The sequence below is a fragment of the Rhodococcus sp. NPDC003383 genome (assembly GCF_053589115.1).
On the sequence record NZ_JBSFRG010000003.1, the window covers coordinates 141,917 to 161,667 of the forward strand.

Consider the following 19,751-nt stretch of genomic DNA (forward strand, 5'->3'; position numbering starts at 1 on the left):
ATGCCGACCACCACCGACCACGCGCGCCTGCGCTCCGAATTCGCCCGCGGGGCAACGTCTGAGCACATCGCGGCCGAATGGTCGCGGCTCTGCGTCGACGAACTGCGCACCGCCCTCGACGGGCGCACCGACGTTCAGGTGTGGGTCACCGGCAGCCTCGGCCGCGGCGAGGCACTGCCGGGATCCGACCTCGATGCCCTGGCCGTCACCGCGACCCCCGACGACGGTTTCGACGCCGCCGCCCTGCGCGTACCCGGGGTCATCGTCGACCCGAACGGAGCCACCCCGCTGCAACGACGACTGCGCCGCACCCCGGACGAATGGCGCGCCGCGATCACCCGTTGGGCCGCCAACCCGCTCGAGGACCGTGGCATCGTCATGATCGGACTGCTCGCCGACGCACGCCCGGTCGGTGACCGTCCCGACCCCGATCTGAGCGAGGTGCTCGCCGCGGCGATACGCACCCATCCGCGTTGCCTGAACGCGGTGCTGTCCGACGCGCTCTCCCACCGGCCGCACGTGCGTCCGGCGTTTCCGCTGGTCTCCGCCCCGAACGTCGACCTCAAGCAGGACCTGCTGACCCCCGTGCGCAAGATCGCGCGCTGGGCGGCACTCGCGGGCGGGACCGGCGGGCACGCCACCGGGGAGCGACTGACCGCGGCCCGGCCCGGCGAGTACCTCGAGGCCGACGAGATCGCCGACCTGCAGCGTTGCCACCACGAGATCCTCGACATCGTCACGCGCCGCGCTCTCTCCGGCCCCGGCATCGACGGCCCCGAGCCCCTGACCGGGTTCCGTCCCTCCGAGCGCGCCACCATCCGGTGGGTCTCGCGCACGGTCGCCGGCATCCAGCGCGTCCTCGACTATCGACTGTCCGCGTCGTCGTTCACCCGCCCGGACGGGCCGTGAACGCCGAGTACGCCGTCGCGCAGGCGATACACGCTCAGGAACTCGAAGGGTGGCGACCCGACGACGACGCCCGCGCCGCCCTCACCGCGTTCGCGACCGGGGTGCTGGGGCGCGGCGAGTACATCGCCGCCGCGGTCGCGGCGGCACGCGCGCTCGACCCGAGCGAGCAGCGACCCCGGCTGCTGCGCCGCTACCGCCCCTACTACGTGCGCGGAACATCCTTGCTGCGCAACGGAATCGGACTCGCCAATCCGGCAGCGCTGGCGGAGGCCGAGCATCGCGTGTGCGCAGCGCGGATCGCCGAGATCCACCTGGGGGCGGTCGTGCCGGACGTTCCGCTCGTCGCGTCGATCCACCAGCACCTGTTCGGCGACGTCTATCCGTGGGCCGGGCAGCAGCGCATCGTCGACCTGCGCAAGGCCGACGCGAGGTTCCTGCCGGTTCCGCATCTCGCAGCGCGCACGGCGGCACTCGAGGCCGGCGCCGCCACCCTCTGCCCCACCGAATTCACCTCGTCCGCAGCATCTCTCGTTTCTGATCTCGTTGCAGTGCACCCGTTCCGGGAGGGGAACGGCCGCACCGCGACGACCCTGCTCGCCGTCCTCGCCCGCCGCGCCGGACTGCCGTTCGATCTGCGCCGCATCGACCGCACCGCGTGGATGGATGCCTCGCGGGCAGCGATGGCCGCCGCAGACAGCGATCACCGGGTCCCCGCCGCGCCGTTCGTGCCGGTCGTCGAACGGGTGGTCGGGATGTGGCAGAGTGAGGCATCGTGACCGGACCCGGACGACCGCGCCTCGTGGAGAGCCGACGCCCCGGCGCGTCGGGTCGCGAGGAAATCCTCGATGCCGCAGGCGAATTGTTCGTCACGCGGGGTTTCGCCGCGACCTCGACACGCGCGATCGCCGACTCGGTGGGGATCCGGCAGGCGTCGCTCTACCACCACTTCCCCACCAAGGAATCGATTCTCGCGGCGCTGCTCGATTCGACGGTCGAGCCGTCGCTGCGGTACGCGCGCACCCTCGCCGAGCTGGGCGGCGATCCCGCGCTGCTGCTGTGGGCCCTGACGGCGGGCGACTCGTGGAATCTACTGACGGACCGGTCCAATCTGGGCCGGCTGTACCTGATTCCGGAGGCGGATGCGCCGGGCTTGTCCGCGTTCCACGCCAAGCGTCGCGAATTGCACGGCATCTACCGGACTCTCGCGGCGCAGGTCGTCGCGGACCCTAAGGATCCGCGGTGCGCCCTGCCGGTGCGGGTCACCGAATCGGTGATCGCGATCCGCGCGGACGACCCGACGATCGCCGCCCCCGCCGACGGCCCGTTGCCGGCGTCGGCGGGACTCGTCGCCGACAGCGCGCTGCGCATCCTGGGCATCGAACCGACCGACACACTCCGGGCGGCCGGCACCGAACTGGTGGCCGCCCATCGCCACGCCGCCCCATCCCCGGGCGACGACCGGCCGGAGTGAAGGTCTCCGTCGCTCGGTCGGACAAACCTGCTCCTCACCGTCGGGCCGCCGGTCAGAGCCCGACGGCAGCGTAGGCCGGGGAAACCCGGCGATCGCCTTTCTCGCCCGTCGGGTGCGCGCCGCCCCGCCACTCTTGCGGCGGACGCCCGGCTCCGCGCTGCGCCGCATCCCAGATCGCGCGTCCGGTCTGCCGGAGCAGGGAGACGATCTCGGTCGAGCGCATCTGTTCGGTGGGGCCCCATACGCTCAGCGCGGTCGTCGCGTAGCCGGGAGGACCGATCTGGACCGCGTAGGCGACGGAATCCCGCACGATGCTGCCGCGGCTGACACACACTCCGCGTTCACGGATCTCACGCAGTTCCCTGCGCAGGTCCGCCGCCGAACCGGAGTTCGGCCGCGGCGAACCCGGGTTGCCGGGAAGGTGATCGAGGAGCTCGTCCTCGGGAAGGCACGCGAGGAGCATCCTGCCCGCCGCCGTCAGGTGGGCGGGCTGGGTGATGCCGGGACGGCGAGGCGCCGCCCAATCCGTCCAGATTCCCTCGGTGTAGACGATGTCGGAGCCGGAAAGCGTCGCGAGGTACACGCTGGCACCGGTGGCTCTGCCGAGCCGGTTCATGTACGGCAACGCGACCCGGTGCACGGCGTCCTTGTCGAGCGCATGACTGCCGATGTCGAACAGCCGCATTCCGACGCGGTACTCGAAGCCGGTTCGGTCGAGCGCGCCCAACTCCGACAGACGCGTGAGCAACCGATGCACGGACGATCGCGGCACACCGGTTCGACGCGAGACCTGCGCCAGCGTCAAGGATTCACCACCCGAGAAGGCCTCGAGTACGGACATGATGCGATCGACCATGGCAATGGGTGACTCGGCACGATTCGACGACTGCAAGACAACCTCCAACGTGGCACAAACTGCCTTGATTGGCAGATTATGCCACCATGTGACTACACTCACAACAGTGCAGTCGAGATCTCTCCGGCGCACCCGTCGCGAAGCCCGGACCGCCTACCGCCGGCGAGGACACGGGAGAATTCACATCGATCACCCCGATCCTGTCGTCGACGATCACGAGAAAGGCGCGCCATGCCGAAGAGACGAGCGAGCACTCTGGCCGAGCGCCGGTATGCCGACGTGCGGTTTGCGATAGCGACGGCTGCTCGGGACTTGTTCCTCGAGAACAACTCGACCTCCGTGACCGTCGACGCCATCGCACAGCAGGCGGGGGTGTCGGTACGGACCTTCCACCGCCACTTCGCAGCGAAGGAAGACGTCGTGTCCCCCTTGTTCGAACGGTCCGCCGAGAGCCTGGTCGAGCAGTTCGATGCCCGCCCCGGCGGCAACGACGTCGTCGCCGTGATCGTGGGTGCGCTCACCGCCGAACTCGCCGACGACGCCGGCGGCTGGCGTCAACTGCTCCAGCTCCTCATGGCCTCACCCGAGTACCGCCTCCGCTGGGAATACACCGAGGACCGGCTCATCGACAGTCTCGCCGACCTGCTCGCCCGCTCCTCGATCTACGCCGACGACCGCTTCCTTCGCCGCCTCGTCGCCCAGATGATCTTCACCGCCTCCCGCGCGGCATACATGGAGTGGCTCTTCGGTGCCGAGCAGCCTCGCATCGAGGACCTGCGCGCCCTCCACATCCATGCCTTGACACCGCTGATCGAAGGGTGGCGTCCCCGCCGCGCCTGACGGTTCACCCCTGCAGACGATTCGTCGGGTCAGCGCTGCGTGCTGCCCGCATCCACCGGAAGCGCCACCGACGTGATGTACCGGGCTTCGTCCGAGGCCAGGAACAGCGACGCGTTGGCGACGTCCACGGGTTCGACCCACGGGATCGGCAGCATGTTCATCGTCCTGGCGGCCTCGGCGAACTCGTCGAGCGTGGGCTCGTCCCTGTCGGGTCGGAACACCTTGCGCACCGAGGGATTCTGGATCATCGTCGTGTTCACGTTGGTCGGATGCACCGTGTTCACACGGATCCCGTACTGCGCGACCTCCCCCGACAGGGCCCGCATCAGGCCGACCACGCCGTGCTTGGCCGCGGTGTAGTGGGACACTCCGACCAAACCCCTTAGTCCCGCAATGGAACTGGTGATGACGATCGATCCTCCCCCACGTGCGATCAGGTGCTCCACCGTCGCGGTGCAGGTGTGCCACACCCCGGTCAGGTTCACGTCGAGCATCGTCTGCCATGCCGTGTCGTCGAGCTCGAGGGAGGGTGCCGACGACGTGATTCCCGCTGTCGCACAGACGATATCGATTCCCCCGAACGCCTCCACGCCGCGATCTGCCACCTCCCGCAGCGCCTCGAGGTCGCGCACGTCCGCGATGTACGGATCGGCCTTGCGACCGAGAGCCCGCACCTGCGACACGGTTTCCTCGAGATCTTCCCGCGTCGACGGTGGAGTCGACACCGTCTCGGTCGGTCCACACAGATCGACGGCAACGATGTCGGCGCCTTCCTGTGCGAAGCGCACGGCCTGTGCACGTCCGATGCCCCGGGCCGCGCCCGTGATCAGCGCGACCTTGCCGTCCAAACGTCCACTCATCTCAAACCTTCTGGGTCAGACCGGCATCGACGACGAGTTGCGTGCCGGTGATGTAACGGGAGTCCTCGCTCGCCAGGAAGAGCACCGCATTGCTCACGTCCACCGGGTCCACCCACGGAACCGGCAGCAGATTGCGGGACGCGAGCACAGCGGCCGCATCGGCCTCGGTCGGGTTGTCCACGTCCGGGCACAATCTCGAGAACACCCGGCTGTTGATGATCATCGGAGTGCGCACCGACCCGGGGTGCACCGTGTTGACCCGGATCGACCGGGAACCGAGCTCGTTCGCCAGCGTGCGCGCAAGACCGATCACGGCATGCTTGGCCGCCGAATAGTGCGCCGCGGACGGAATCGCTTTGATACCCGCCGTGGAACTGACGAGAATCACCGACCCGCCACCCGCGAAATGCGCGACACCCGCCCGGACCGTGTTCCACGTGCCGGTGAGGTTCACGTCCAGCGACCGACGCCACGTCTGCGGGTCGATCGTCCACGACGGGCCGGGGACGTCGTACACCCCCGCGTTCGCGACCACCACGTCGAGACCCCCGAGCACGTTCGCTCCCCGGTCGACGGCCGCCCGCAACGCCGCCGTGTCCCGGATGTCGGCGGTCTCCGCGACGCAGGTTCGTCCGGTGGCACGGACCGCCTCTGCGGTGGCGTCGAGTTCGTGGCGCGTGTCCTCGAGGTCGAGCGCGAGCACGTCGGCCCCCGCCTGCGCCAGGGTCACGCAATGACTTCTGCCCATGCCTCCTGCCGCGCCGGTGACCAGAACACGCGAACCTGCCATCTTCTGCACTACAACACCTTTCGTGCCGGGCCGCCGAGCGCGAATCCCTTGTAACCCGCCTCGGCGACCTCGTCGAGGATCTGGCCGTACGCTGCGAATCCGCCGATGAACGGCATGAACACCCTCGGCTTACCGGGGATGTTGGCCCCCAGGTACCACGAGTTCGCCGAAGGGAACAGCGTTGTCGATGCCCGCTCGTTCAATTCGGCGACCCACGCGTCGACCGCATCCGAGTCGGCTTCGATGGTCGCGGCTCCCCGCTCGTCGATGTACTCGATGCAATCGACGATCCAGTCGAGGTGCTGCTCCGAGGTGAGCACCATGTTCGCCAGCGGTCCCGGGCTACCGGGACCGTTGACCAGGAACATGTTCGGGAATCCGTTCACCCCCAGCCCGAGGTAGGTACGAGGGCCGGCCGCCCATTCGTCGACCAGACGCCGGTTGTCGCGACCTCGGATGTCGATCCGGCTCAACGCGCCGGTCATGGCATCGAAACCGGTTGCATAGACGATGATGTCGAGATCGTACTGTCCGCCGGTGGTCGCGATACCGGATTCGGTGATCCGATCGATCGGGGTGCGCTCGAGATCGACGAGGGTCACGTTGTCGCGGTTGAAGGTTGCGAAATAGCCGGAATCCGTGACGATCCTCTTCGTCCCGATCGGATGATCGTCGGGAATCAGCGTCGCGGCGAGCTCCGGATCGGTCACGATCTGCCGGATCTTGTTCTCCCAGTACACACGGGCGGTGTCGTTGGCCTCGAGATCGGTCAGCTGATCGGGGAACGCCTTGCTGAACAGGACTCCGCCACGGTTCCACCACTCGTCGTAGATCCGGGTGCGTTCCTCGTCGGTGACATCGAGCGCGCCGTGGGGGTACGGGGTGAACGGCGAACCGCCCCCGCTGAGTCTGGACAGGCGGCGTCGCTCCGCGTAGGTCGCCTTGATTTCGCGCATGGTCTCGGCATCGAAGGGACGATTGCCCGCCGGGATCGAATAGTTGGCTGTGCGCTGGAAGACGTACAGATGATCGGCTTCCTCCGCGATGAGCGGAATCGACTGCATCCCGGATGATCCCGTCCCGATGACCCCGACACGCTTACCGGCGAAGTCGACCACGTCGTGCGGCCAGCTACCGGTGTGGTACGCCTCGCCCCGGAAGTCCTCACGGCCCGGAATGTCGGGAAGGTTGGTGGCAGAAAGACATCCGGTGGCGAAGATGCAGTATCGGCCGGTGGTGACCTCACCGTCGTCGGTACGGATCCGCCACACCGAGTCGGCCTCGTCGAATTCCGCCGAGACCACCCGCGTCGAGAACCGGAAGTGACGCCACAGATCGAACCTGTCGGCGACGTGCTCGAGATAGGCGAGGATTTCCGGCTGCGTCGCAAACCGTTCCGACCAGGTCCATTCCTGTTGCAGGTCGTCGTCGAACGAGAACGAGTAGTCGACGCTCTCCACGTCGCAGCGAGCGCCCGGATACCGGTTGTGGTACCACGTGCCCCCGACTCCTCCCGCCGACTCGAACCCCTGGACCGTCAATCCGTGCCGGCACAACGTGTGCGCGGCATACATTCCGGCGACACCTGCACCGACAATCACCACGTCGACCGCGGCGCTCTTGCTGTTCACGATGGGACACCTCTTTCGAATCCGGCCGATACACGCCGGCAGGGGGACCGTGCTCGTGCCGAGACACTAGGAGCGCCTGTATCGGGGCCGAAACCGATCCTCCCGGCCAGCGGTCGCCCTGGCGGAGGCGCCGCTCCGGTCGACGTCGCATGTTGCGCATTCTCCGGCTCCGACCCGGTCTGCGCCGATATCGTCGAGGTCACCGGTATCGCTGCGGCCCACGTCGGCTACGAACTGTCGCCGGCGGTGGCCGCGGCACAGCGGCTCCGACCCGAACACGCACAACACACCTGCAGCACCGACCGAGGAACGCCCGTCATGAACCTCGCATACCGACTTCCCCAGCGGCGAAGCCTCCGCACTCCCCTGCCGGGGCCCCGCTCGACGGAACTGACCGAACGGCGCCGGCAGGCGGTCGGTGCCGGGGTGGGATCGTCCGTGCCGGTCTACGTCGCCGACGCGGACGGCGGCGTCATCGTCGACGTCGACGGGAACTCCCTGATCGACCTCGGTGCCGGAATCGCCGTCACCAGCGTCGGTGCGTCCGATCCGGCTGTCGTGGAGGCAGTTCGGGAACAGGCCGGGCGATTCACCCACACCTGTTTCATGGTCACCCCGTACGAGGGGTACATCGAGGTCGCCGAGCGGCTCGCGGAACTGACCCCCGGTGACCATCCCAAGCGCACGGTGCTGTTCAACAGCGGCGCCGAAGCGGTCGAGAACGCGGTGAAGATCGCCCGCATCGCCACCGGGCGCGACGCCGTCGTGGTGTTCGATCACGCCTACCACGGCCGCACGAACCTGACGATGGCGATGACTGCGAAGAACATGCCGTACAAGCACGGTTTCGGTCCGTTCGCGCCCGAGGTGTACCGGGTGCCGATGTCCTATCCCTTCCGGGAAGGCCTCGGATACGACGGCACCCCGGTCACAGGTGAGCAGGCCGCGCGCCGCGCCGTCACGCTGATCGAGAAGCAGGTGGGCGCGGAGAACGTCGCGGCGATCGTGATCGAACCGATCCAGGGAGAGGGCGGATTCATCGTGCCCGCACCCGGTTTCCTTCCGGCACTGGCCGATTGGACACGCAACCACGGTGTCGTGTTCGTGGCCGACGAGGTGCAGACCGGCTTCGCCCGCACCGGTAGCTGGTTCGCCTGCGAGCACGAACAGGTGGTGCCCGACCTGATGACCCTCGCCAAGGGCATCGCGGGCGGCCTGCCGCTCGCGGCGGTCACCGGGCGCGCCGACCTGCTCGACGCCGTGCACCCCGGCGGACTCGGCGGTACCTACGGCGGCAATCCGATCGCGTGCGCGGCGGCGCTCGCGACACTGGCCCGGATGCGTGATCTCGACCTGCCTGCCCGCGCCCGGCACATCGCCGACATCGCGGTGCCGCGATTGCAGGCGCTGGCCGACGAATGCGACATCGTCGGGGAGGTGCGCGGGCGCGGGGCGATGCTCGCGATCGAGTTCGTGATGCCCGGAAGTCGCGAACCCAACCCGGTCGCGACCGCTGCGGTCGCCGCGGCCGCGCTCGCGCAGGGCGTCGTGCTGCTCACGTGCGGCACCTACAGCAACGTGATCCGACTGCTGCCGCCGCTGGTGATCCCCGACGAACTGCTCGTCGAGGCGCTCGATGTGCTCGAGGACGCAGTCCGGGCGGTGTAACCCTCTCCGACGCAGACGGGAACCGTCCCCCGGTCGAGCCGAGTGTCGGTTCCCGTCAATCGGATTCGGTAGTGTCCCGGAGGTCAGGAGTCGCGCTGGTGGCGCGGCTTCCACACCACGAGGGCGTTGCTGCGCGGAATCGGGACGAGGTCACGGCGCGCGCTGCGCAGCTGCTCGACCTCGGCGGTCAGTTCCGCGACGCGCTGCTGTAGAGCCTCGACCTGGTTGGTCAGTTCGATGACGCGCTTGATGCCCGCCAGGTTCACGCCCTCGTCCTGCGACAGGCGCTGGACCTCACGCAGCAGTTCGACGTCGCGCGGCGAGTACCGGCGACCGCCACCGCTGGTGCGGTGCGGCGTGACCAGGCCGAGCCGGTCGTAGTTGCGCAACGTCTGCGCGTGCATCCCGGCCAGTTCCGCCGCCACGGAAATGACGTACACGCGGGCGTCCGGGTCGCCGGAATGACCACGCGGCTGCCTCGGTTCCGACATCATGCACCTGCCCATCCCTCACGCGGATCGAAGCCGCTGTTCTTTTCGGCATGCAGATAGACACGCAGGGCGTCGATGGCCTGGTCGTCCAGATGCTGCGGGATCGCGACCTTGACGGTGACCAGCAGGTCGCCGGCGCCACCGCTGCGCTTGGGTACGCCGCGGCCGCGCACGCGCAGCACGCGTCCGTCGGCCGTGCCCGGGGGGATCTTCAGACCCACGCGACCGTCGAGGGTCGGCACCGACACGGTCGCCCCGAGAACGAGTTCGCCGTAGCTGACCGGCAATACGAGGGTCAGGTCGTCGCCGTCACGGCCGAACACCTTGTCGGGACGCACGTGCACGGTGACGAACAGGTCGCCCGACGGCGCGCCGCGCAGTCCCGCCTCGCCCTGCCCGGCGAGCCGGATCCGGGAACCGTCCTTGATGCCCGGGGGCACTCGCACGGTGATGGTGCGGGTCCGGTTCTGGATGCCCGTGCCACGGCAGTCCTTGCACGGGCTGTCGATGATCGACCCGGTGCCGCGGCAGTCGTCGCACGGCTCCGAGAAGCCGAACGCACCCTGGTTGCGCGAGACGATCCCGCTGCCGTTGCAGTACGGGCACACCCGCGGGCTCGTGCCCGGCTCGGCGCCGCTGCCGTGGCAGGTGGTGCACGGCGCGGGGCTGGTCATGCGCAACGGCACGGTGACGCCCTGCACCGCGTCGCGGAAGTCGAGAGTCGTCTCGGTTTCGACGTCGCCGCCGCGGCGGGGACGCGTGCGGGTCGTGCCGCCGGCACCGCCACGGTTGAACAGGCCACCGAACAGGTCGCCCAGTCCGCTGTCGGCCGCGCCACCGCCGAACAAGTCGCCGATGTCGAAGTTGGTGCTGGTGAAGCCGCCACCGGCACCGGGATGGAAGCCGCCGAACCCACCGCCGCCGGACGCGAACAGCCGCCGCGTCTCGTCGTACTCCTTGCGCTTGGCGGGGTCGGACAGCACGGCGTTCGCTTCGCTGACCGCCTTGAAACGTTCCTCGGCGGCAGCGTCGCCCGGGTTGGCGTCGGGATGCAGATCCCGCGCCAGCTTCCGGTACGCCTTCTTGATGTCGTCCTGCGACGCGTCGGGGGAGACGCCCAGGTCCTTGTAGAAGTCCTTCTCGATCCACTCCCGCTGGCTCACCGGGCGCCTCCTCCTCTCGCAGTACTTGTTGTTTCTTACTCGGTGCCCGACTCCTCCGGCGGCGTTTGCGCCGGAGTGTCGGTCGGCTCGCCGTCGGCCACGGTCACCATCGCGTGCCGCAGCACACGGTCGCCGAGCCGGTACCCCTTGCGGAGGACCGCCCCGAGGACGGGATTGTTCCCGTCGCCTTCCATCTGAACCGCTTCGTGCAGATCCGGCTCGAACGGATCACCCTCCGCACCGAACGACTCGAGGCCGAGGCCGGTGAGAATGCCGACGAGCTTGTCGCTCAGGGCCTTCATCGGTCCGGTCTCGAGGTCGCCGTGCGCGCGGGCCCGATCCAGGTCGTCGACCAGGTCGAGGAACTGGCCGACCACCGACGCCTTGGCGCCTTCGATCGCAGCTACCTTCTCCCGCTCGATCCGACGCCGGTAGTTGGCGTACTCGGCCGTGACGCGCTGCAGATCCGCAGTGCGCTCGGCGAGTTCGGCCGTTTCCGGCGACGGTTCGGCGGTCAGTGCGGCTTCGTCTCCTGCGGCAGGAGCCGGCGACTCGGATTCCACTTCGACGACCTGCGCTTCGGCGTCTGCTTCGCGCACCTCGAAGGTCTCCGGGTCGATCCGTCGCTTGTCGGTGACGGTCACCGGTTCCTGCTCGCGCTTGTCGGCACTCACTTCTTGTCCGTATCGCTCGGTTCGTCGACGACCTCGGCGTCGACGACGTCGTCGGCACCGGCGGCCGCACCGTCACCGGCAGCGGCACCATCGGCACCCTGGGCCTCGTAGATCGCCTGGCCGAGGGCCTGCGACTCGGTCGCAAGCTTCTCGACTGCGGCCTTGACCGCGGCGATGTCGGAACCGGCGAGAGCGTCGTTGGCTTCCTTGATGGCAGCCTCGACCTTCGTCTTGACGTCGGCCGGCACCTTGTCCTCGTTGTCCTTGATGAACTTCTCGGTCTGGTGCACGAGCGACTCGGCCTGGTTGCGGACCTCGGCCTCCTCGCGACGCTTCCGGTCCTCCTCCGCGTGCGCCTCGGCGTCCTTGATCATGCGGTCGATCTCTTCCTTGGAGAGGCCGGAGCCTTCCTGGATCTTGATCGTGTTCTCCTTGCCGGTGCCCTTGTCGCGGGCGGTGACGTGCACGATGCCGTTGGCGTCGATGTCGAAGGTCACCTCGATCTGCGGGACACCGCGCGGAGCCGGGGCGATGCCGCCGAGCTCGAAGGAGCCGAGCAGCTTGTTGTGCGCGGCGATCTCGCGCTCGCCCTGGAAGACCTGGATCTGCACGGACGGCTGGTTGTCGTCGGCCGTGGTGAAGGTCTCGGACCTCTTGGTCGGGATGGTGGTGTTGCGCTCGATGAGCTTGGTCATCACGCCACCCTTGGTCTCGATGCCGAGGGACAGCGGGGTGACGTCGAGGAGCAGCACGTCCTTGACCTCGCCCTTGAGGACACCGGCCTGCAGGGCGGCGCCGACGGCGACGACCTCGTCCGGGTTCACGCCCTTGTTGGGCTCGCGGCCACCGGTCAGCTCGCGGACCAGGTCGGTGACGGCGGGCATACGGGTCGAGCCGCCGACGAGGACGACATGGTCGATGTCGCTGACCGAGATGCCTGCGTCCTTGATGACCTGCTGGAACGGAGCGCGGGTGCGTTCGAGGAGATCGCTGGTGATCTTCTGGAACTCGGCGCGGGTGAGCTGCTCGTCGAGGAACAGCGGGTTCTTGTCCGCGTCGACCGTGATGTAGGGCAGGTTGATGGAGGTGCTCTGCGAGCTGGACAGCTCGATCTTCGCCTTCTCCGCAGCCTCACGCAGACGCTGCAGGGCCATCTTGTCCTTGGTCAGGTCGATGCCGTTCTGCGCCTTGAACTTGTCGACGAGCCAATTGACGATGCGCTCGTCCCAGTCGTCGCCACCGAGGTGGTTGTCGCCGGAGGTCGCGCGGACCTCGACGACGCCGTCGCCGATCTCCAGGAGGGACACGTCGAACGTGCCGCCACCGAGGTCGAAGACGAGGATGGTCTGTTCCTTCTCGCCCTTGTCGAGGCCGTATGCGAGGGCCGCGGCGGTGGGCTCGTTGACGATGCGCAGGACGTTGAGACCGGCGATGGTGCCGGCTTCCTTGGTGGCCTGACGCTGTGCGTCGTTGAAGTACGCGGGGACGGTGATGACGGCGTCGGTGATGTCCTCACCGAGGTACGCCTCGGCGTCGCGCTTCAGCTTCATCAGGATGCGCGCGCTGATCTCCTGCGGCGTGTACTTCTTGTCGTCGATGGTGACGGTCCAGTCGGTGCCGATGTGGCGCTTGACGGAACGGATGGTGCGGTCGACGTTGGTGACCGCCTGGTTCTTGGCGGGCTGACCCACCAGAACTTCGCCGTTCTTCGCAAACGCGACGACCGACGGAGTGGTACGGGAGCCCTCGGAGTTCGCGACCACCACGGGCTCGCCGCCTTCCAGAACGGAAACGACCGAGTTGGTGGTTCCGAGGTCGATGCCGACCGCACGAGCCATAATTCTCCTCCAATGTCTCGCCGCGACACCTCGTTGCATCGCGGACCTTCATGCCCTAACCCTGAGCCTGTTCGACTCAAGTGAGCGAAGCCGACTCAAGCTTGCACCCGCACCGAGACTGGAGTCAAGCCCAAGTTGAGTCTGGCACGCTCAGGTTTGTCGATGGGTTTAACCGCAACCGTCACGTATTTGTTCCAGTGCGTGACGCGGATCACCCCTAGCCCCCGCCAGCCGCGCAACCGCCAGACAGCAGCGCGCGGCATGCATCGCGCCGCTGTCTCCCCCGTCGGCGGCTGCGGCGACGGGGTTATCCACAGGCGCCTATTCGATCCACAGATTTGGGCAATTCGCCATCGGAGCGTCCCGAATCACCGAGATCACGGCCACGCTGACCGGCATGACCGATCCGACACCGATCTACCGATCCGATCTTCTCGCCTCCGGCATCACCCCCGACGAACTGCGGCAGGCATTGCGCAGTGGCGCTCTCACTCCGGTCGCGCCCGGTGCGTACCTTCGCCGCTCCGAGGCCGACGCACTCGACGACGACGCCAAGCACCGTGTCCGAGCGCGATGCGTGCAGCACACGCTCGGCTGGGACGCGGTGCTCAGCCACGTCACCGCCGCACTGTTCCACGGAGCCGACCTGTGGAACCCCGACCTGTCCCGCATACACATCACCCGCGACCGGAGGTCTGGTGGACGACGGACGGACAACCTCCACGTCCATCCGGCGCCGATCGCGCGCGAGGAGATATTCGTCGTCGGCGCGGCCGCGGTCACCTCACCCGCGCGCACGATCGTCGACCTCGCCCGGTCTCTGACCGTCGACGAGGCGGTGATCGCCGGGGATTCGTTGCTGCGACGGTATCCGTCCGCTCTCGTGGGAATTCCGGCCGCGCTCGACGGTGCTGCCCTGCGCGCCGGGGTCGCGTCGGCGCGACGCGTCGTCGACTTTCTCGACGGACGCAGCGAAAGCGCCGGCGAATCCCTCGGCCGCCTCCGGCTCCGTTCGGCCGGAATCCCCGAACCGAGCCTGCAACGCGAGTTGTTCACACCCGACGGCACCTTCGTCGCCCGCGTCGACTTCTTCTGGGAAGAACTCGGCATCGTCGGCGAATTCGACGGTATGGGTAAGTACGGCGCCGGGGATCCTGCGTCGACGGCAGAGTCCGTCCGCCAGGAAAAGCTGCGCGAGGACGCAATTCGCGGCCTGGGATTCGAGGTCGTGCGGTGGACGTGGGCGGAGCTGTTCCGCTTCGACGTCGTCGCGGATCGCTTCGCGCGAGCCGTCGAGCGCTCCCGCCACCCGCACCCGCCGACGGCGAAGACACCGGCGCGATGCATGCCGCGCGCCGCAGTCCGCCCGGCGCGCGGCTGAAACCCGTGCCCAGTGCGCAGCTGAAACCGGAACCTGGCGCGCGGGTGCATCAGACGCCGGCGAGCACACCTTCCGCACTGCGCACCGCGACCGATGCGGCCCGTGCGGTGAACGGGTCCAGCAGCGGGTGCTCGGCCCGCGCGCGCCACGCACGAACCGCCGCGACGCCCGCGGCACGGACCTGGGGGGCGGGGGCGTCGTCGGGCAATCCCAGTCGTTGCCGCGGCTCGATCCCGAAACCCCCGACGAGGCGCTGCAGCTCGAACAGCTCCTCGTCGTCGAGCGCGACGGGACGCGAGCGCAACCGGCCGAGCAGGCGCAGTTCCACGAACCCGTGTCCATCGGCGAGTTCACGTTGCACCGACGCGAGCAGGTGCCGGTCGCCGCACGCACGCAGCACCCGCCCGAGCGACAGCAGCGCCGAATGGGTCTTGAGCTGATCGGCGCGCTGCCCGAACTGGACGTCGATCACCTGCCGCAGCTCGTCGAGCCCGCTGCGCGCGAGCAGTTCCGCGGCGAGCGTCGGGGAGTCACGGACCCCCAGCTGCACGAGCGCGACGGCCATCCGGATGCCGAAGAGCCCGAACCGGTCCGCGAGCTGCGCGCGCAACTCGGGGTCGACGGGCAGTGGCATGTCCGGACGCGAGAAGCGGTCGACGGACAGCATCGCCGCCTGCAGATCGGCGGCCGAGACGCCGGCGAGCGCCTCGAATGCGGCGAATTCGCGTTGGCGCAGGGTTCGCGCACCGAGCGCGAGCAGGCCCGCGACCGGAACGACCGCCTGACACAGCCCGGTGCGTTCGAGTTCCCCGGCGAAGCGGGACGCGACGTCCTTCGCCGACATCATCGCGTCGGCGCGGCCGGCACCGATCTCGTCGGCCCGGGAGACGACACCGATCACCCCGAGCGGCCCGGACTCCCCACCGACGTGGCGGCCGATGCGGTCGAGGAACTGCACGTCGGCGGCACCGAGGGTGCGCATCAGGTAGACGACGGCGTCGGCGCCGGAGGCCGCGTCGTCCGGGGTGAGCAGGTCCAGCGTGCGGGCCGAGACGTCCTGCGAGAGCGACGAGGTGCCGGGTGTGTCGATGATGGTGGTCTGCTGCAGTGCCCTCGCGGGCCACTCGACGTCGATTCCGTCGATGCGGTCGGCGGTCAGATCCCCCAGGTCGAACGTGAGCCGGCCGTCCCGGCGCTGGAGCGGCACCGGCCGCGACCGGTCTCCGTCGTAGCGGGCGGTCACCGAGGGCGTGGCCCCGTTGCGGTACCAGGTGACCACGCGGGTGCACTCGGTCGCGTCGGTGGGGGCGATGTCCTGGCCGACCAGGGCGTTGAGGAGGGTGGACTTTCCCGCCTTGAGGGAGCCTGCCAGTGCCACCCGCAGCGGTTGCGCCAGCCGCGCTTCGCATTCTGCCAGTTGCGATGCGACCCGCGGGTCCCGGCCGTAGACCGCCCGTGCCTCGGCGATCAAATACGCGGCTGCGCCCGGTACTGCACTCATGCTTGCGCTCCCGCCAGTTCGCGTGCCCGATCCCTCAGGGCGACAAGTGTCTTCAGGGTTTCCTCGAGTTCGGTGATGCGCCCTTGCCGCTGTTGTTGTTCCACCGTCGCGGCCTCCTGCGCCGCGCGCAGCGACTCCGACACCGATCGCAGTGTCTGGTCAGCGAGTTCGGTGAAGTGGTCGCGCAGTTGCCGCTGGATCGACCGCAACCGATCCTTCGATTCCTTGCCGACCTGGAAGCCGACGTCGTCGGTGAATCGCCGGATCGCGGTCTTCGCGTCGAGACGTCGTTTCGCGATGCGGGCCTGCTTGTCGTCGCGATATGCCTTGGTGCCGAGCACGACTCCGGCGCCGATCGACACCGGATTGATCAGTGCCATACCCATGAACGTGGTGACGAGGCCGAACATGAGGACGCCACCGTAGGAGCCCTTCATTCCGACCAGCATCTTCTGGCCCGGTCCGATCCGGCCGGGGTCGAGATCCTCGAGGGGATCGACCGGTTCGAACAGCGAATCCAGGTCGGCGAGATGCAGGTTCGGCAACCGCGTCGCCCCGTCGGCGGCGAACAGGTCGGCGACCGTCGCGGCGAGGGCGGTCGACCGTTCGTGCGCCCACACGAAGTTGTCCCCGACGGATTCCGCGACCTGTTCGGCGAGCCATTGCCCGAGCCGCGGCCACTCCTTTCCGGGGTCGCATTCGTCGACCGCGGCCTCGGCGAGGCGGGTGACGTGCCGCAACCGGTCCCGCAGATCGTGTTCGATGTCGGCGGCCAGATCGGTGATGCCGTCGGCGAGGGTCTGCTGCCAACGGGCCGCGCGGGCGCGCAGGGCCTCGGCCGCCGTTTTCGCGCGGACGAGGTCCTCGACGGCGGCGGCCCCGGCGTCCGGGTCGCGCAGCGCCGCGAGTTCCCCGGCTACCCCCAGTGCGACGTGGTCGACGACGCCCGCGACGTCCTGCGCGACCGCGCGCCGGTCGGCATCGGCACCGCGGGCGAGGACCCGGTCGCGCAGGTGGTCGTAGACGGCCGCGAACCCCGACTCCCTGTGCAGCGATTCGTCGTCGAGGCGTAGCGCGTGCTCGCGCAGCAGCGACGACACCGGCAGCAGTGGGACGTCGAGGTCGGCGCGCTGCAGGTGGGTGCGGTCGGCGTCGACGATCGCCCGCCAGTGCGGATACAGGTCGGTCTTGGTGACGAGCACCGCGACCGCCGGGCACAGCGTCCGGACCTGCCGCAGGAAGCTCACTTCCGGCGCGGTGAACTCCTGGCTCGCGTCCGAGACCACGAACACCGCGTCGGCGGACGAGAGCAGCGTGAGGGTCGCCGACGTGTGCGGGTTGGTGTGCCCGCCGACACCCGGGGTGTCGACGAAGACGAGTCCGTCGGCGAGCAGCGGGCTCGGCACGTTCACCTCGAGCCGCCGGATCTCGTGTCCGTCCGCGTGGGCGCTGCGCAGTTCGGTGAGCGGGATCGGAACCCGCTCCGGGTCCGCGCCCGGTTCGGCGACCACCAGTGCGGCCGATGCCTCGGCCGCGTGCTGGACGAGGGTCGGGACCGCGGTCGTCTCGTCGTCACCCACCGCGCACACGTCGAGCCCGAGCAGCGCGTTCACGAAGCGGCTCTTGCCCTGGCCGAGCGACCCCACCACGACGACCCGCAGCCGCGGATCGACCACCCGCGTGCGGGTCGCGGCGAGCCTGGCGGCGAGGTCGGCGCGGCCCGCGGCGCAGGTGTGTTCGGTTGCCTCGTCGACGAGTTCGGCGAGTGTGGCGCGACGGCTCGCGGGGTCGACCGGTGTGTTCTGCATGATGCTGCGTCGGCTCGCCTTCTGTTGTCGATCGAGGGTGATTATGACGGCCCGGCTCAGTTCAGGAGGTCGTCGATGTCGACGGAATCCGGGCCGACCTGGCTCGATCCGCCGACGATCAGGCCGTTGCCGCCGAGCGAGGAGTCGAATAGACCGCCGGTGCCTGCGGCGTTGCCGAACACGTCGCCCGGGTCGAGCGACGACCACACGTCCGCCGCGCCCTGGACCCCGCCGGACAGCGAAGTCCCGAGGTCCGCGGCACCCTGCAGTCCCGCTCCCAGGCCGGCGCCGAGATCGACGCCGAGGTCCGCTGCTCCCCCGACGGCACCCGAAACTCCGGCACCGAGGTCCGCGGCACCCGTCACTGCGCCGTCGACGGCTCCGGACACTCCACCGGCCAGACCGGCCGCGGCGTCGGCCGCCCCGGACACGGCACCGTCGACCGCACCGGACACCGCCCCGGTGAGCTGACCACCGGCCTCTGCCGCGGTGTCGACCGCAACCAGGCTGTCGGCGACGAGCCCGCCCGTTACATCCGCACCGGCCGCCAGGCCGCCGCCGAGGGTGGTGGAGAGCTGCGCGCCGAGATCGGCGGCCACGTCGGCACCGACCGACACACCGGTCGCCAGGTCACCGCCCAGCCCGGCCCCGGCCTCGCCACCGACCTGCAGCACCGAGTCGACCGCAGCCGACAGGTCGGCAGCTGCACCCACACCGGCGGACACATCCACACCGCCGGACAGATCGGCGCCGAGGTCGAGGGCGGAGCCGACGGCACCGCCGAGCGAGCCACCCAGTTCCGCTCCGGCCCCGAGCGCGCCTGCCAGTGCGGTACCGACCGCGACGCCGAGGTCCGCGCCGCCGCCCACCGCGGCGTCGACCGCGGTGGAGAAGTCGCCGCCGGCGGACAGTGCCGTGTCGAGCAGGCCCCCGAGGGCAAGGCCCACCTGGCCGCCGAGGTCGCCACCGACCCCGAAGACCGCCTCGAGGGTGGCGCCGAGATCGGCACCGGCAGCCACGCCCCCGGCCGCACCGAGAGCGGCGTCCAGCGCGGCACCCAGGTCCGCGGCGACGCTTCCGTCGAGTCCGAGACCACCGGCGAGTGCGCCCGAGACCGCCGCACCGAGGTCGGTGGCCACTCCTCCGCCGAGGCCCAGCGTGGTGTCGAGGACGGATCCGACAGCTGCACCCAACTCGACGCCGGCCTGCCCGCCCACCTGCAGGACCGCTTCGAGAGCGGTGGCCAGCTCACTCACCGCACCGATGTCGAGACCGGTGTCGAGGTGCAGATCGCCGTCCGCCTCGGATTCGGCCTCCGCCCCGAGACCGAGGCCGAGACCACCACCCAGGCCGCCACCGAGACCGGCACCCAGACCGAGCCCGGCACCGGCAGCGGCGCCCAGCCCGGCGCCACCCACGAGACCGGCGGCGGCAGTGCCGGCGATCGTGCCGGCCCCGCTCAGAGCGGCGGTCAGGTCGGCGGCCGATCCCGCGAAGAGACCGGTGTCGGCGACCAGCGGCGCGACCGCGACGATGTCGGCGTGGCACACGTCGGTCAGCCCGGCCTCGGCGAGCACCAGGTCGGGGTTCTCGCAGTAACGGGCCAGGGCGTCCTCGTCGCGGAACAGGGCGAGGATGAAGTCGAGCACAGCGTTGGACATCGCGATCTCCTTGAGCGTTCGGGGCTGATTTCGAACGTAGGAACCCCCGGCCCCCGCACCCAAGGGGGTCGGCACCCCCACCTGCCTGCGTCGGTACATTAGGGGCTCGAGCGGCAATAGGGGCCGGGCCCCACCATTCGGACGCCCCGCTAACGAAAGGCAGCCGCGAAACGACATATCCGGTCGACCCGGCGGAGCCGTCCCGCCAC

General features: G+C 69.3%; 17 protein-coding genes. 6 read left to right on the forward strand and 11 right to left on the reverse strand.

Annotation, left to right across the window (positions count from 1 at the left end):
- From ACWDTS_RS04370 to ACWDTS_RS04380, 3 genes are read left to right on the forward strand one after another with little or no spacing between them, the layout of a single operon-like run.
- Positions 1 to 909 carry a putative nucleotidyltransferase substrate binding domain-containing protein gene (locus ACWDTS_RS04370; protein ID WP_197252071.1) on the forward strand — a complete coding sequence of 303 codons (909 nt, stop codon included), beginning with the start codon at positions 1 to 3 and terminating at the stop codon, positions 907 to 909.
- Positions 906 to 1,685: a Fic family protein gene (locus ACWDTS_RS04375; protein WP_450117654.1), complete on the forward strand. Its 780-nt coding sequence runs from the start codon at positions 906 to 908 to the stop codon at positions 1,683 to 1,685. The genes ACWDTS_RS04370 and ACWDTS_RS04375 overlap by 4 nt, the downstream gene beginning before the upstream one ends.
- Positions 1,682 to 2,380 carry a TetR/AcrR family transcriptional regulator gene (locus tag ACWDTS_RS04380; protein WP_450108432.1) on the forward strand — a complete coding sequence of 233 codons (699 nt, stop codon included), beginning with the start codon at positions 1,682 to 1,684 and terminating at the stop codon, positions 2,378 to 2,380. The genes ACWDTS_RS04375 and ACWDTS_RS04380 overlap by 4 nt, the downstream gene beginning before the upstream one ends.
- 52 nt (positions 2,381 to 2,432) lie before the next feature.
- On the opposite strand, the gene ACWDTS_RS04385 is transcribed toward ACWDTS_RS04380, so the two are convergent.
- A complete protein-coding gene (locus ACWDTS_RS04385) occupies positions 2,433 to 3,221 on the reverse strand; it encodes an IclR family transcriptional regulator (protein ID WP_248672886.1) in 789 nt (262 codons plus the stop codon).
- 246 nt (positions 3,222 to 3,467) lie between these two features.
- Between ACWDTS_RS04385 and ACWDTS_RS04390 the strand changes: the two genes are divergently transcribed.
- Entirely contained in the window at positions 3,468 to 4,076 is a 609-nt protein-coding gene (locus ACWDTS_RS04390) for a TetR/AcrR family transcriptional regulator (RefSeq protein WP_450117655.1), read from the forward strand.
- Positions 4,077 to 4,105: 29 nt separating this feature from the next.
- On the opposite strand, the gene ACWDTS_RS04395 is transcribed toward ACWDTS_RS04390, so the two are convergent.
- Genes ACWDTS_RS04395 through ACWDTS_RS04405 form a run of 3 tightly spaced genes read right to left on the reverse strand, consistent with a single transcriptional unit; the run spans position 4,106 to position 7,357 of the window.
- The gene (locus tag ACWDTS_RS04395) at positions 4,106 to 4,936 is read right to left on the reverse strand and encodes a mycofactocin-coupled SDR family oxidoreductase (RefSeq protein WP_248672884.1); all 831 of its coding nucleotides are present in this window, start codon (positions 4,934 to 4,936) and stop codon (positions 4,106 to 4,108) included.
- A 1-nt stretch (position 4,937) separates the two neighbouring features.
- Positions 4,938 to 5,726 carry a mycofactocin-coupled SDR family oxidoreductase gene (locus ACWDTS_RS04400; RefSeq protein ID WP_450108447.1) on the reverse strand — a complete coding sequence of 263 codons (789 nt, stop codon included), beginning with the start codon at positions 5,724 to 5,726 and terminating at the stop codon, positions 4,938 to 4,940.
- A gap of 8 nt (positions 5,727 to 5,734) precedes the next feature.
- Entirely contained in the window at positions 5,735 to 7,357 is a 1,623-nt protein-coding gene (locus tag ACWDTS_RS04405) for a flavin-containing monooxygenase (protein ID WP_450108429.1), read from the reverse strand.
- A 318-nt stretch (positions 7,358 to 7,675) separates the two neighbouring features.
- On the opposite strand from ACWDTS_RS04405, the gene gabT reads away from it, so the two are divergent.
- On the forward strand, positions 7,676 to 9,025 hold the full coding sequence (gabT, locus tag ACWDTS_RS04410; protein ID WP_450108428.1) for a 4-aminobutyrate--2-oxoglutarate transaminase: 1,350 nt from the start codon (positions 7,676 to 7,678) through the stop codon (positions 9,023 to 9,025).
- An 83-nt stretch (positions 9,026 to 9,108) separates the two neighbouring features.
- Here gabT and ACWDTS_RS04415 read toward each other — a convergent pair whose 3' ends face one another.
- From ACWDTS_RS04415 to dnaK, 4 genes are read right to left on the reverse strand one after another with little or no spacing between them, the layout of a single operon-like run.
- Complete coding sequence (locus tag ACWDTS_RS04415; RefSeq protein ID WP_197252087.1) at positions 9,109 to 9,516, reverse strand: heat shock protein transcriptional repressor HspR; 408 nt, start codon at positions 9,514 to 9,516, stop codon at positions 9,109 to 9,111.
- Positions 9,516 to 10,679 carry a molecular chaperone DnaJ gene (dnaJ, locus tag ACWDTS_RS04420; RefSeq protein WP_248672882.1) on the reverse strand — a complete coding sequence of 388 codons (1,164 nt, stop codon included), beginning with the start codon at positions 10,677 to 10,679 and terminating at the stop codon, positions 9,516 to 9,518. Before dnaJ ends, ACWDTS_RS04415 begins: the two co-directional genes overlap by 1 nt.
- Positions 10,680 to 10,714: 35 nt before the next feature.
- Positions 10,715 to 11,353, reverse strand: coding sequence for a nucleotide exchange factor GrpE (gene grpE / locus ACWDTS_RS04425; RefSeq protein WP_197250939.1), 639 nt, complete (start codon positions 11,351 to 11,353; stop codon positions 10,715 to 10,717).
- Complete coding sequence (gene dnaK / locus ACWDTS_RS04430) at positions 11,350 to 13,191, reverse strand: molecular chaperone DnaK (RefSeq protein ID WP_197250938.1); 1,842 nt, start codon at positions 13,189 to 13,191, stop codon at positions 11,350 to 11,352. The genes grpE and dnaK overlap by 4 nt, the downstream gene beginning before the upstream one ends.
- Positions 13,192 to 13,588: 397 nt before the next feature.
- On the opposite strand from dnaK, the gene ACWDTS_RS04435 reads away from it, so the two are divergent.
- Positions 13,589 to 14,572 (forward strand): hypothetical protein, encoded by a 984-nt coding sequence (locus ACWDTS_RS04435; RefSeq protein ID WP_450108427.1) that lies wholly within the window; start codon positions 13,589 to 13,591, stop codon positions 14,570 to 14,572.
- A 49-nt stretch (positions 14,573 to 14,621) separates the two neighbouring features.
- On the opposite strand, the gene ACWDTS_RS04440 is transcribed toward ACWDTS_RS04435, so the two are convergent.
- Genes ACWDTS_RS04440 through ACWDTS_RS04450 form a run of 3 tightly spaced genes read right to left on the reverse strand, consistent with a single transcriptional unit; the run spans position 14,622 to position 19,542 of the window.
- Positions 14,622 to 16,073 (reverse strand): dynamin family protein, encoded by a 1,452-nt coding sequence (locus tag ACWDTS_RS04440; RefSeq protein WP_450108426.1) that lies wholly within the window; start codon positions 16,071 to 16,073, stop codon positions 14,622 to 14,624.
- Positions 16,070 to 17,881, reverse strand: a complete 1,812-nt coding sequence (locus ACWDTS_RS04445) for a dynamin family protein (RefSeq protein WP_450108425.1) — start codon at positions 17,879 to 17,881, stop codon at positions 16,070 to 16,072. The genes ACWDTS_RS04440 and ACWDTS_RS04445 overlap by 4 nt, the downstream gene beginning before the upstream one ends.
- Positions 17,882 to 17,937: 56 nt before the next feature.
- On the reverse strand, positions 17,938 to 19,542 hold the full coding sequence (locus tag ACWDTS_RS04450; protein WP_450108424.1) for an IniB N-terminal domain-containing protein: 1,605 nt from the start codon (positions 19,540 to 19,542) through the stop codon (positions 17,938 to 17,940).
- Positions 19,543 to 19,751 lie beyond the last annotated feature (209 nt).